This window comes from Streptomyces sp. NPDC058279 (genome assembly GCF_042881255.1).
Classification (GTDB): domain Bacteria; phylum Actinomycetota; class Actinomycetes; order Streptomycetales; family Streptomycetaceae; genus Streptomyces.
This window is the reverse complement of the sequence record NZ_JBHVYA010000013.1, coordinates 1-12922: the sequence shown is the minus strand read 5'-3', so window position 1 is coordinate 12922 and position 12922 is coordinate 1. Positions and strand designations below refer to the sequence as shown.

At 72.3% G+C, this 12922-nt stretch carries 12 protein-coding genes; 6 read left to right on the top strand and 6 right to left on the bottom strand.

Features of this window, described 5'->3' with window-relative positions; genetic code table 11:
• Positions 1 to 160: 160 nt before the first annotated feature.
• The 5 genes from hutH to ACFVXJ_RS22830 form a co-directional block, all read right to left on the bottom strand.
• Positions 161 to 1702 carry a histidine ammonia-lyase gene (gene hutH / locus ACFVXJ_RS22850; RefSeq protein WP_389664388.1) on the bottom strand — a complete coding sequence of 514 codons (1542 nt, stop codon included), beginning with the start codon at positions 1700 to 1702 and terminating at the stop codon, positions 161 to 163.
• Positions 1703 to 1801: 99 nt separating this feature from the next.
• A complete protein-coding gene (locus ACFVXJ_RS22845; protein WP_389664162.1) occupies positions 1802 to 2914 on the bottom strand; it encodes a diguanylate cyclase domain-containing protein in 1113 nt (370 codons plus the stop codon).
• A gap of 82 nt (positions 2915 to 2996) precedes the next feature.
• On the bottom strand, positions 2997 to 3782 hold the full coding sequence (locus ACFVXJ_RS22840) for an enoyl-CoA hydratase/isomerase family protein (protein WP_389664386.1): 786 nt from the start codon (positions 3780 to 3782) through the stop codon (positions 2997 to 2999).
• Between the two features lie 86 nt (positions 3783 to 3868).
• Positions 3869 to 5044, bottom strand: a complete 1176-nt coding sequence (locus ACFVXJ_RS22835; protein ID WP_389664161.1) for an adenylate/guanylate cyclase domain-containing protein — start codon at positions 5042 to 5044, stop codon at positions 3869 to 3871.
• A gap of 167 nt (positions 5045 to 5211) precedes the next feature.
• Positions 5212 to 6069, bottom strand: coding sequence for a biotin--[acetyl-CoA-carboxylase] ligase (locus tag ACFVXJ_RS22830; RefSeq protein ID WP_389664159.1), 858 nt, complete (start codon positions 6067 to 6069; stop codon positions 5212 to 5214).
• A gap of 79 nt (positions 6070 to 6148) precedes the next feature.
• Between ACFVXJ_RS22830 and ACFVXJ_RS22825 the strand changes: the two genes are divergently transcribed.
• From ACFVXJ_RS22825 to ACFVXJ_RS22805, 5 genes are all read left to right on the top strand, one after another.
• Positions 6149 to 7471 carry an RNA-guided endonuclease InsQ/TnpB family protein gene (locus ACFVXJ_RS22825; protein WP_389664157.1) on the top strand — a complete coding sequence of 441 codons (1323 nt, stop codon included), beginning with the start codon at positions 6149 to 6151 and terminating at the stop codon, positions 7469 to 7471.
• 36 nt (positions 7472 to 7507) lie between these two features.
• Entirely contained in the window at positions 7508 to 9103 is a 1596-nt protein-coding gene (locus ACFVXJ_RS22820) for an acyl-CoA carboxylase subunit beta (RefSeq protein WP_389664155.1), read from the top strand.
• A gap of 21 nt (positions 9104 to 9124) precedes the next feature.
• Entirely contained in the window at positions 9125 to 9331 is a 207-nt protein-coding gene (locus ACFVXJ_RS22815) for an acyl-CoA carboxylase epsilon subunit (protein ID WP_389664385.1), read from the top strand.
• A gap of 104 nt (positions 9332 to 9435) precedes the next feature.
• A complete protein-coding gene (gene mmpB / locus ACFVXJ_RS22810; RefSeq protein WP_389664154.1) occupies positions 9436 to 9570 on the top strand; it encodes a morphogenic membrane protein MmpB in 135 nt (44 codons plus the stop codon).
• 40 nt (positions 9571 to 9610) lie between these two features.
• On the top strand, positions 9611 to 10219 hold the full coding sequence (locus ACFVXJ_RS22805) for a Maf family protein (RefSeq protein ID WP_389664152.1): 609 nt from the start codon (positions 9611 to 9613) through the stop codon (positions 10217 to 10219).
• On the opposite strand, the gene ACFVXJ_RS22800 is transcribed toward ACFVXJ_RS22805, so the two are convergent.
• Positions 10200 to 10649, bottom strand: a complete 450-nt coding sequence (locus ACFVXJ_RS22800; protein WP_389664150.1) for a hypothetical protein — start codon at positions 10647 to 10649, stop codon at positions 10200 to 10202. The genes ACFVXJ_RS22805 and ACFVXJ_RS22800 overlap by 20 nt on opposite strands.
• 391 nt (positions 10650 to 11040) lie before the next feature.
• Here ACFVXJ_RS22800 and ACFVXJ_RS22795 point away from each other — a divergent pair, with 391 nt between their 5' ends.
• The gene (locus ACFVXJ_RS22795; protein WP_389664148.1) at positions 11041 to 12804 is read left to right on the top strand and encodes an acetyl/propionyl/methylcrotonyl-CoA carboxylase subunit alpha; all 1764 of its coding nucleotides are present in this window, start codon (positions 11041 to 11043) and stop codon (positions 12802 to 12804) included.
• Positions 12805 to 12922: the final 118 nt, after the last annotated feature.

Sequence of the window (12922 nt, the reverse complement as noted above, 5' to 3'; positions counted from 1 at the left end):
TGGCAGCAGGCGAGCCGCGCGCCTACGCGGCGCCCGGCGCGGGGGAGCCGGCCGGCGAGCCGCCGGCCCGCCCCCCCCCCCGCGCGCGCCGCCCGGGGGGTTCCCCGGGGCGCGGCCCTTCTCATGTCACATCAGGCCCGAGGCCGGCTCGGGCTCGGGCTCAGGCGAGCGGACCGGTGACCGCCTCCACGGCGGCGACGAGCCCGCCGGAGCGCACGAACGCGTCGGCGGCGGCCAGGTCGGGCGCGAGGAAACGATCCGGCCCGGGACCCTCCACACCCGCCTCCCGCACCGCCGCGATGGCGGCCCGGCTGGCCGGGGCGGGGGTGAGCCCGTGGCGCAGTTCGATGGCGCGGGTGGCCGCGTACAGCTCGATCGCGACGATCCGGGTCAGGTTGTCGATCGCGGTACGGAGCTTGCGCGCGGCCGACCAGCCCATGGAGACGTGGTCCTCCTGCATGGCGGAGGAGGGGATCGAGTCGGCGGAGGCGGGGACCGCGAGCCGCTTCATCTCGCTGACCAGCGCGGCCTGCGTGTACTGGGCGATCATCAGACCGGAGTCCACGCCGGCGTCGTCCGCCAGGAACGGCGGCAGGCCGTGCGAGCGGTTCTTGTCGAGCAGCCGGTCGGTGCGGCGCTCGGCGATGGAGCCCAGGTCGGCGGCGGCGATGGCCAGGAAGTCCAGTACGTACGCGACGGGCGCGCCGTGGAAGTTGCCGTTGGACTCGACCCGCCCGTCCGGGAGCACCACGGGGTTGTCGACGGCCGAGGCCAGCTCGCGCGAGGCCACCAGGGCGGCGTGCGCCATGGTGTCGCGGCCCGCGCCGGCGACCTGCGGGGCGCAGCGCACCGAGTAGGCGTCCTGGACGCGCGGGGCGGTCTCCTCCTGGAAGTGCCGGACGAGGCCGGAGCCCTCCAGGACGGCGGCCATGTTGGCGGCGGAGGCGCCCTGGCCGGGGTGCGGGCGGATGGCGTGCAGCTCGGGCGCGAGGACCTTCTCGGTGCCGAGCAGCGCCTCCAGGGTCAGCGCGGCCGTGATGTCGGCGGAGGTGTACAGCTTGCCGAGGTCGGCGAGGGCCATGATCAGCATTCCGAGCATGCCGTCGGTGCCGTTGAGGAGGGCCAGGCCCTCCTTCTCGCGCAGCTCGACGGGCTCGATCCCGGCTTCGGCGAGCAGCTCGCCGGCGGGACGCACGACCCCGTCGGGGCCCTCGGCGTCGCCTTCGCCCATCAGGGCGAGGGCGCAGTGCGAGAGGGGGGCGAGGTCTCCGGAGCAGCCGAGGGAGCCGTACTCGTGCACGACCGGCGTGATGCCGGCGTTCAGCACGTCGGCCATCGTCTGGGCGACGGAGGGCCGCACGCCGGTGAACCCGGAGGCCACGGTCTTGAGCCGGAGGAACATCAGGGCGCGCACGGCCTCGCGCTCGACGCGCGGTCCCATGCCCGCGGCGTGCGAGCGGACGATGTTGCGCTGGAGCTGGGCGCGCAGCTCGGGGCTGATGTGCCGGGAGGCGAGGGCGCCGAACCCGGTGGACACCCCGTAGACCGGCTCGGGCTTGGCGGCGAGCGCGTCGACGATCTCGCGGGCGCGGGCCAGGGCGTCCAGCGCCTCGCCGGACAGCTCGACCCGCGCGTTGCCGCGGGCGACGGCGATGACGTCCTCGGCGGTGGTCCCGGACGTTCCCACCACGACAGTGTGCATATCCATATTCAGCAGCCTACGGACTGAATCTCTTCATGTCACTAGCGACTTGGTGGAGCAGTCGTTACAGCCTGCGACGCCCACCCCCAGACACGCCGGCTACGCCCTGCCGCGGAACCGGCGCCGCTCGCCCCGACCCGCCTGCGCCGCGTCGGCCAGCCGCACCACGGCGCTGTCCCGCCCGGCCACCACGGGCCCCCGCGAACGGGCGGCCTTCGCCTTGTACTGGGCCGCGTCGGCCAGCCGGAACAGCCGCCGGGAGGACTTCACGGCGCCGATCGGGTCCCCGGTGGAGGCGACCCCGCAGGCCACGCCCTCGCCCAGCTCCAGCTCGGCCGCGCGCAGGCACACCTCCTCGGTCACCCGCACCACCTCGTCCGCCGACGGGCCCACACTGACCAGACAGAACTCGTCGCCGCCGAGCCTGGCCACGAGCGCGCCGGGCAGTATGGCCCCGCACAGGCTCAGCACCGACCCGAACCGCTCCAGCAGCCGGTCGCCCATCGCGTGCCCGAGGGTGTCGTTGACCCGCTTGAGCCCGTTCAGGTCGCACACCACGAGGCTCACCACGGCCCCGCTGCGCCGGTGCTCCTCCAAAGCCTCGTCGAGCCGCATGTCCACGGCCCGCCGATTGGCCAGGCCGGTCAGCGGGTCGGTGAACGCCAGGCGCCGGGCCTCTTCGAGGCGCTCGTTCTGCGCCAGCCCGGCGGCCACGACGGCCGCCAGGACCGTCGCGAACTCCGCGTCGTCGTCGTCGAAGTCGGGCAGCCCCTCGTCCCGGGCGACGTACAGCTCGCCCCAGGCCCGGCCGCTGAGCACGATCGGGGCGACCACACAGGTGCCCCGCCCACGCCGGCGCAGCGCCTCGCCGCGCCGGCCCGGCCGGCCGCCGCCCGCGCCCTGGACCCAGGCGTGCGGCCCGCCGCCGCCCACCCAGCGCTCGTGCAGGAACTCGGTGATCTCGGGGAATTCGTGGACGGGGTACGACTCGTCCTCGGGGAACTCCTCCTCCCCCGCCCGCCGCTCGCCCTCGTTCACGAGGACCCGCAGCCGGCCGCGCTCACGCTCCCAGGCGGAGATGGCGGCGAACGACCCGTCCAGCGCCAGCCGGGCGCCGCGCGCGGCCGCCCGCACGCTGTCCCGGGGCGCGCACGCCGCCGCCATGGCCTGCGCGAGGCCCACGACGGCCCGAAGCCGTCCGTCAACTCCCATCACAACAGGTTAGGGACTTTTACCCCGATCTGGTGACAATCGCCGCGCTTTTCGCCGCCGATCAAGATCCGGAAGGAACCGGCTACACCCCGGGCCACTGCGGCTTGCGCTTCTCGTTGAACGCCGCCACGCCCTCGGCGCGGTCGCCGGAGAACGCCACCGTCCGCCACGCCGCGTCCTCGATCTCCAGCCCGGCCGCCAGGTCCATCCCGTGGCCCAGCCGCAGCGCCCGCTTCGCCGCGCGCAGCCCGACCGGCGAGTTCGCCGCCATCCGGGCCGCCAGCGCCAGGGCCTCCGCCCGGTCCGACCCCGCCCCGACCACCGAGTCCACCAGACCCAGCTCCAGCGCCTCCGGCGCCTCCACCCGGCGGGCCGTGAAGATCAGCTCCGCCGCGCGGGCCGCGCCGACCCGACGGGGCAGCAACTGCGTACCGCCGCCGCCCGGGATCACCCCGACCGACACCTCCGGCAGGCCGACCACCGCCGTCTCGTCGGCCACGATCACGTCACACGCCAGGGCCAGCTCGAAGCCGCCGCCGAGCGCGAAGCCGTGCACCGCCGCGATCGTCGGCATCGGCAGCTCCAGCACGCCCCCGTAGGCACCGCGCGTCGTCGGGCGCTGCCGTACCAGCTCGGCGTCCGACATCGCGTTGCGCTCCTTGAGGTCGGCGCCCACGCAGAACGCCCGCTCCACCGCCGAGGAGAGCACGACCACCCGTACCGAGGCGTCCGCCGCCAGCCGCGCGCACGCGTCCCCGAGCGCCCGGGCCATCCCCGTCGACACCGCGTTCATCGCCTTGGGCCGGTCCATGACCAGCTCGACGACCCCGTCCTCGTGCCGCCGCACGGCCAGGAACTCCGACTCCACGGCCTCCGGCCCGACGGCCTGCGGCGCCCCGCCCTCCGGCACCACGCTCTTCGACGTCACTGGACAGCCCTCCCGGTTAACGAACGTTACCCGGGGATCCTAGGCGTCCGCCGCGTCAGCGACCAGGGCTCCACGACCCCGAGCCCGCGCACCGGCCGCTGCCACATCGGCTGGAGCGCGAACCGGTACGCACCGCCGCCCTCCTCCGACTCCGACTCCTTCTCCGAGACCGGCGCGGCCCCCGTCCGACCGAGTTCCTCGGCCATCGCCCCGTCCACCAGCACCGCGTCCTTGGGCGCTATGGAGGTCAGCCGGCTCGCCAGGTTCACCGTGGTCCCGAAGACATCGCCCATCCGGGTCGTCACCGTCCCGAACGCGATCCCGACCCGCAGCTCCGGCATCTGCGGGTCCGCCTCCATCGTCTCGATCAGCCGCAACGCGATCTCCGCCGCCGTCGCCGCGTCGTCCGCCGCGTACAGCACCTCGTCGCCCAGCGTCTTGATCAGCCGCCCGCCGTGCGCGGCGATCAGGTCCGCCGACGTCGTCTCGAACGCCTCGACCAGCTCGCCGAGCTCCTCCTCCTCCAGCCGCCGGGTCAGCCGGGTGAAGCCCACCAGGTCCGCGAAGCCCACCGCGAGCCGCCGGTCGACCATCTCCTCGTCGTCGGCGACCTGCACCACGCGCCCGGTCGCCGCCGCCAGCTGGCGCCGCCACACGTAGACGAGGAACTCCTCCAGCTCCGGCAGCAGCAGCTCGACCAGCGGGTACGTCACCTCGGTACGGGTCATGCCCGGCTCCGGCGGCTCGGTGAGCCCCTCCAGGAAGGAGTCGATCTGCCACTCCGCCAGCCGGGCGGTCGTCTGCCCCGTGGACCGCGCGACCTGCACCGCCATCGGCTCGCTCAGCAACCCCGCCTCCACCAGGCCGGCGAGCCGGCGCAGCGCCAGTACGTCCGCCTCCGTCAGGGCCTTGGCCTGGCCGATGTCCGCGAAGCCCATCGCCCGCCAGAAACGGGAGGCGAGCTCCATCGAGACCCCGGCGCTACGGGCCGCCTGGAAGGGGGTGTACCGGCGCTCGGCGCCCAGGATCAGCTGCTCCAGGCGGATGGCGAGCGGGTCGGCCGTCGGTTGGACGGTGTGATCCACCTCGTGGTGCGGGGTGTGCTGGTCCCGCCCGATCGGGGTGCTGTGCGAGCCGGACTGGGCCCCGCCCGCGCCGGAGCCGGACCCGGACGCGCCGGACGTAGGGTCGTCGACGGTCAAGGGCCGCCTCCTGTCCATTCCGTACGCAATTCCGACTTCCGAACCGGTCGATCACCGCAAGGGCCCGGATCTCCGCCGGCTACCGCTGCGGGCTGCCAGCAAAACCATACGGCAGGTGTGCCGTAGCTCACTCCCCACTCCGCCGCCCGGACCGGTCCGCCCGACCGCTACCGGACGGACCTCAGGTGGACCACGTCCCCGGCCCCCACGGCCAGCCGCTCGTCGTCCGCGGTCCGGATCACGAGCCGCCCGTCCGCGTCGACCGCTTCGGCCGTCCCGGTGATGGTTCGGCCGCCGGGCAGCTCCGCCCGGACGTGCCGGCCCAGCGTCGCGCAGCCCGCCGCGTACGTCTCCTGGAGGCCGCTGGCCGCCGGGTCGCCGCCGGCCGCGCGCCACGCCTCGTACCACTGCTCCAGGGAGCGCAGCACGGCCTTCAGCAGCGGCTCCCGGTCGGTGACGGTGGCCCTGGCCAGGGAGAGCGAGCCCGCGGTGTCCACCGGCAGCTCGTCCTCGGTGAGCGTGACGTTCAGCCCGATCCCGACGACCACCCCCCCACCCACCCGCTCCGCGAGGATGCCGCCCGTCTTGCGCTCCTCGCCGTCGACGGTGACCAGCAGGTCGTTGGGCCACTTGAGGGCGGTGTCCACACCCGCGGCCCGGGACAACCCGGTCGCGGTGGCCACCCCGGCGAGCAGCGTCAGCCACCCCCACCGCTCCTCGGGCACGCCCGGCCCGGGCTTGAGCAGCACCGAGAAGAACAATCCGGACCGGGCGGGCGCCACCCAGCTCCGGTCCAGCCGGCCCCGGCCGGCGCTCTGCTCCTCGGCGACGAGCACCGCCCCCTCGGGCAGCTCCCCGGCCCGCGCGGCGAGATCGGTGTTGGTGGACCCGGTGGAGGCGACCACCTCCAGCGAACTCCACAACCCCTCCCCGACGAGGTGCCGCCGCAAGGCCGCGACATTGAGGGGCGGCCGGTCCAGGCTGGACCACCGGCCCGAAGCACCTTGTGAGGCGTCTGAAGACATGATCGGATTCCTTGTCGCCGCGTGTGATCCTCTGACCCGGGATTGCGTTCGGATCGTGACTGACCCTAGCTTCCGGGCTGTGGGCAATAGTGCGGTAAAGAGGGCATTCAGCTTCCGTTTCTACCCCGGTGACACTCAGGCCGCGGAGCTGTTGCGGACGTTCGGTTGCGTCAGGAAGGTCTACAACCTGGCGCTCGCCGCCCGCACCGAGGCCTGGAGCGGCGGAGAGCGGACGACCTACGCCCGGTCGTCGGCCATGCTCACCACGTGGATACGCTCTGAGGAACTGGCGTACCTGGCGGAAGTGTCCTGCGTGCCGCTCCAGCAGGCCCTGCGCCACCTCCAGGCCGCATTCGTCGCCTTCTGGGCGAAGCGATCGCGGTATCCGCGGTTCAAATCGAAGCGCAGGTCCCGGCAATCCGCCGAGTACACCCGCTCCGCCTTCCGCTATCGCGACGGTGAGCTCACGCTCGCCAAGATGAAGGCGCCCCTGCCCGTCGTCTGGTCGCGTCCGCTGCCGCGCGGCGCGAAGCCGACGACGGCGGCCGTGTCCCGGGACTCGGCCGGCCGCTGGTTCGTGTCGCTCCTGTGCGAGGACAGACCAGCGCCGATGCCCAAGACCACGCGGTCGGTCGGGATCGACGTCGGCCTGACAGCTCTCGTCACCCTCTCCACCGGGGAGGAGATCGCCAACCCAGGGCACGAACGAAAGGACCGGAAGCGTCTGGCGCGAGCCCAGCGCGCGCCGGCACGAAAGGAGAAAGGCAGCGAGAACCGGGCCTCGGCCCGCACGCGCGTGGCGCGGATCCACGCTCGCATCGCGGATCGCCGACGGGACTTTCCACACAAGCTGAGCACTCGACTCGTGCGCGACAACCAATCGCTCGTGATCGAGGACCTGAGCATCCGGACCATGCTCAAGAACAACCGCCTCGCCCGCGCCATCAGCGCTGCGGCATGGGGCGAACTGCGCAGGATGCTGGAGTACAAGGCGGCCTGGTACGGGCGCGAGCTCATCACCGTCGACCGGTGGTTCCCCAGCTCGAAACTCTGCTCGGCCTGCGGCGCCCTCGCCGCGGCGATGCCGCTGGACGTCCGCGAGTGGACGTGCGGAAACCGCGGGACGACCCACGACCGGGACGAGAACGCAGCAGTGAACCTCTTGGCCGCCGGGTCGGCGGCCACAGCCTGTGGAGCGAGTGGAAGACCTCTCCGGGACGGCTCCCGGACGAGGCGGCTCGCAGCGAGGCAGGAAGCCCCGCCCGCGAGGGTGGGAACCGCCTCCCTTAGAGAAGGCGGGAAGGCCAAGCAAGCCAGATTAGGTGTGTCAAACGCCGCACTGCCGAGCGCCATGCCCGCCGATACGCTACGCACGAGTAGCCAGCAGCAGTCCACCATTTGACCAGGCCGTTGACACCACACAGGGAGCCGCGCCCCGATGTCACAACCCTCAGAGCCGATCGACATGCACACCACCGCGGGCAAGATCGCGGATCTGCAGCGCCGGATCGACGAAGCCACCCACGCCGGGTCCGCGCGGGCGGTGGAGAAGCAGCACGCCAAAGGGAAGCTGACGGCGCGCGAGCGGATCGGGCTGCTGCTCGACGAGGGGTCGTTCGTCGAGCTCGACGAGTTCGCCCGGCACCGCTCGACCAACTTCGGACTGGAGCGGACCCGCCCGTACGGCGACGGCGTCGTGACCGGCTACGGCACGGTCGACGGCCGTCCGGTGGCCGTGTTCTCGCAGGACTTCACCGTCTTCGGCGGGGCCCTCGGCGAGGTCTACGGCCAGAAGATCATCAAGGTGATGGACTTCGCGCTGAAGACCGGCTGCCCGGTCGTCGGCATCAACGACTCCGGCGGCGCCCGCATCCAGGAGGGCGTCAGCGCGCTGGGCATGTACGGCGAGATCTTCCGCCGCAACGTGCACGCATCCGGGGTGATCCCGCAGATCAGCCTGGTCGTGGGCCCGTGCGCCGGCGGCGCCGTGTACTCCCCCGCCATCACCGACTTCACCGTGATGGTCGACCAGACCTCGCACATGTTCATCACCGGCCCGGACGTCATCAAGACGGTCACCGGTGAGGACGTCGGCTTCGAGGAGCTCGGCGGCGCGCGCACCCACAACTCCACCTCGGGTGTCGCCCACCACATGGCCGGGGACGAGAAGGACGCCATCGAGTACGTCAAGTCCCTCCTGGCGTACCTGCCGTCCAACAACCTCTCCGAGCCGCCCGCGTTCCCCGAGGAAGCCGAGACGGAGGTCTCCGACCTCGACCGCGAGCTGGACGTCCTGATCCCGGACAGCGCGAACCAGCCGTATGACATGCACACCGTCATCGAGCACGTGCTCGACGACGGCGAGTTCCTGGAGACGCAGTCGCTGTTCGCGCCGAACATCCTCACCGGCTTCGGCCGCGTCGAGGGCCACCCGGTGGGCATCGTCGCGAACCAGCCCATGCAGTTCGCCGGCTGCTTGGACATCAACGCCTCCGAGAAGGCCGCCCGCTTCGTGCGGACCTGCGACGCCTTCAACGTCCCGGTGCTGACGTTCGTCGACGTACCGGGCTTCCTGCCGGGTACCGACCAGGAGTACAACGGGATCATCCGGCGCGGCGCGAAGCTGATCTACGCCTACGCCGAGGCCACCGTTCCCCTGATCACCGTCATCACCCGCAAGGCCTTCGGCGGCGCGTACGACGTCATGGGCTCCAAGCACCTCGGCGCGGACCTGAACCTGGCGTGGCCGACCGCGCAGATCGCCGTCATGGGCGCGCAGGGCGCGGTGAACATCCTGCACCGCCGGACGATCGCCGAGGCCGAGGCCGCCGGCGAGGGGGAGGAGACGCGGGCCCGGCTGATCGCCGAGTACGAGGACACCCTGCTGAACCCCTACACCGCCGCCGAGCGCGGGTACGTCGACGCCGTGACCATGCCGTCGGAGACCCGGGCACACGTGGTGAAGGGCCTGCGTCAACTGCGGACGAAGCGGGAATCCCTGCCCCCGAAGAAGCACGGCAACATCCCCCTCTAGACCCCGGAGGTCTGTCCTGTGGTGATCAAGGTCGTCAAGGGGAACCCGACCCCGGAGGAGTTGGCCGCCGCACTGGCGGTGGTCCGAGCGCGCGCGGCGGCGTTGGCGTCCACGCCGTCGGGCGCGCCCCGGGTCCCGGACGAGTGGGCGGCGCCCGCCCGGGTGGCGCGGCGGACGCTGCCGCGACCGGGTCCGCGCGCGTGGGGCCGTACGTACTGGCCCGCGTAGTGCGACGGCCGGGCCCCGCGGTCGCGAAGATGGCGTGAACGGACGGTGGCGCCTGAGTACCCGTACTCAGGCGCCACCGGCGTCCGCGCGGCAAGGATCGGGGCATGCTCTGGTCAGACCCCAAGGACGAGCCGCCGAAGGACATGCGCGACGCGCAAGCGATGCTGCGGCGGCTGATCGTGGTGCTCGCGGTCGCCATGGCCGTCGTGGTGTACGTCCTGGGCGTCGGCCCCTTCTGAGCCGCCCGCGCGCGCCCGCCGGCCCCCTACGATGGCCGCTATGACTGCTGCCGCACCCCGCTCCGTCGTCCTCGCCTCCGCTTCGCCCGCCCGGCTGAACCTGCTGCGCCAGGCCGGGCTCGCCCCGCACGTGATCGTCAGCGGTTTCGACGAGGACGCGCTGAGCGCCGACACCCCGTCCGAACTGGCTTTGGCGTTGGCCGAGGCGAAGGCCGGCGTGGTCGCGGCCCTGGACGAGGCCGCGGGGGCGCTGGTGATCGGCTGTGACTCGGTACTGGAGCTCGACGGCGAGGCGCTGGGCAAGCCGGCCGACGCCGAGGAGGCCACGGCCCGCTGGAAGGCCATGCGGGGCCGGGCCGGGGTGCTGCGCACCGGGCACTGCGTGATCGACACGGCGAGCGGCCGTCAGGTGTCGGCCACGGCGTCCACGACGGTCCGCTTCGGCGAGCCGACGGACGCGGAGGTGGCCGCGTACGTGGCCAGCGGCGAGCCGCTGCACGTGGCGGGCGCCTTCACCCTGGACGGGCTGTCGGCGCCCTTCATCGACGGGATCGACGGTGACCACGGCAACGTGATCGGCATCTCCCTGCCCCTGCTGCGCTCCCTGCTGGGCGAACTGGGCGTGTCGATCACGGATTTGTGGGCGTGAACTCCTTGGCGCCCGGCGGTGGCGCGTCCGGGACCGCCTGCGGCCCGGGGTAGAGCACCAGGGTCAGCACGAGCAGGCACAGGATCACCATCAGGACGGCGAAGGCGCCCCAGCCCACCAGCCCGAGGGCGAGCGCGCCGAGCACCCCGTGGGTGACGGCGCAGACCACCAGGACGACGCGGGCGAAGCGGCCGGGCGCGCGGTCCCGTACGCCGATGACGGCGAGCAGGACGGCGCAGCACAGCAGGAAGGCGCCCATCGCCGCGCCGAGGCCGTAGGTCGCCTTCGCCATCAGCTCCGGATCGCTGCCGGCGATGGACATGGACTGGCTCTGCGTCGTCTTGCCGAGCACGACGTGCACGAGCACGAGCACCGCCGCTTCCACGACGAGCACGATCGCGGCCGACCCGGCCACGAGTCTGCGCAGCACCGACGCCCCCCATCCCCCAGAAGCCACAAGCGTGTTCGACGCCTGGAGGCTACTCACCGGTAAACGTCCGGACAAGGGGTGGGGACAGCTTCGTTACGGAGAGGTCGGCCTGGGGCCGGCGTGACGGCTCTCACGCAAAGAATGCATAGGCCGTTCGTAGGGACTCCACAAAGATTCAGCAGGGGCCGCTGACCCGGTGAACAGAGACCTGTGCCGTGCCACGGGGTTACTGTGCAGTCGGGGATCTCCCTGACCTGGGGCGACACAAGGGTTTCTGGGCTCGGGCAAGCCTCGCTATCACGCTCCGTGTGGGGAAGCTCACCTGCGGATAGGGGTCGAAAGGCCGTGTCAGCTGTCCCTAAACTCAGCTTGTTTCTAGGAGGAAGCCATCGTGCGCAAGGTGCTCATCGCCAACCGTGGCGAAATCGCTGTCCGCGTTGCCCGTGCCTGCCGGGATGCCGGGATCGCGAGCGTAGCCGTCTACGCCGACCCGGACCGGGACGCGCTGCACGTCCGCGCGGCAGACGAAGCGTTCGCGTTGGGCGGTGACACGCCGGCCGCCAGCTACCTGGACATGAAGAAGGTCCTCCAGGCAGCAGCCGACTCCGGAGCTGACGCCATCCACCCCGGATACGGCTTCCTGTCCGAGAACGCGGAGTTCGCCCAGGCCGTTCTCGACGCGGGCCTGACCTGGATCGGCCCGCCGCCGCAGGCGATCCGCGACCTCGGCGACAAGGTCGCCGCCCGGCACATCGCCCAGCGCGCCGGCGCCCCGCTGGTCGCCGGCACCCCGGACCCGGTGTCCGGGGCGGAGGAGGTCGTGGCCTTCGCGCGGGAGCACGGCCTGCCCATCGCCATCAAGGCCGCCTTCGGTGGCGGCGGTCGCGGCCTCAAGGTCGCCCGCACCCTCGAAGAGGTCCCCGAGCTGTACGACTCCGCCGTGCGCGAGGCCGTCGCCGCGTTCGGCCGGGGCGAGTGCTTCGTCGAGCGCTACCTCGACAAGCCGCGCCACGTCGAGACGCAGTGCCTGGCCGACACCCACGGCAACGTGGTCGTCGTCTCCACCCGTGACTGCTCGCTCCAGCGCCGCCACCAGAAGCTGGTCGAGGAGGCGCCCGCGCCGTTCCTGACCGAGGCGCAGAACGCCGAGCTGTACGCCGCCTCCAAGGCGATCCTGAAGGAAGCCGGGTACGTCGGCGCCGGCACCGTCGAGTTCCTCGTCGGGACCGACGGCACCATCTCGTTCCTGGAGGTCAACACCCGCCTCCAGGTCGAGCACCCGGTCACCGAGGAGGTCACCGGCCTCGACCTCGTGCGCGAGATGTTCCGCATCGCGGACGGCGAGGCCCTCGGTTACGACGACCCGCAGCTGCGCGGTCACTCCTTCGAGTTCCGCATCAACGGCGAGGACCCGGGCCGCGGCTTCCTGCCGGCCCCGGGCACGGTGACGAAGTTCGCCGCCCCCTCGGGCCCCGGTGTCCGGTTGGACGCGGGTGTCGAGTCAGGTTCCGTCATCGGTCCCGCCTGGGACTCGCTGCTCGCCAAGCTGATCGTCACCGGCGCCACCCGCGAGCAGGCCCTCCAGCGGGCCGCCCGCGCGCTGGCGGAGTTCGAGGTCGAGGGCATGGCCACCGCGATCCCGTTCCACCGCGCGGTCGTCGCCGACCCGGCGTTCGCCCCGACCGACGGGACCCCGTTCACGATCCACACCCGCTGGATCGAGACCGAGTTCGTCAACGAGATCCCGGCCTTCACCGCGCCCGCCGCCGAGGACTCCGACGAGGAGCCGGGCCGCGAGACGGTGGTCGTCGAGGTCGGCGGCAAGCGCCTGGAGGTCTCGCTGCCGTCCTCGCTGGGCATGACTCTGGCCCGTACGGCCGCCGCGGGCGGTGCGAAGCCCAAGCGCCGCGCCGCGAAGAAGTCCGGCCCGGCCGCCTCGGGCGACACCCTGGCCTCCCCGATGCAGGGCACGATCGTCAAGGTCGCGGTCGAGGAGGGCCAGCAGGTCAACGAGGGCGACCTGATCGTCGTCCTGGAGGCCATGAAGATGGAGCAGCCGCTGAACGCGCACCGCTCCGGCACCATCGTCGGCCTCACGGCCGAGGTGGGCGCCTCCCTCACCTCCGGCGCCACGATCTGCGAGATCAAGGACTGACGCCGAAGGCCCCCGCCCGGTTCGGCAGATTCTTGGGGTCCTCGCAACACCTGATGGCTTACGCGGTCGTCAGTAGATCACGCAGGCGCTCGGCTGGGGTTCTCCAGCCGAGCGTTTT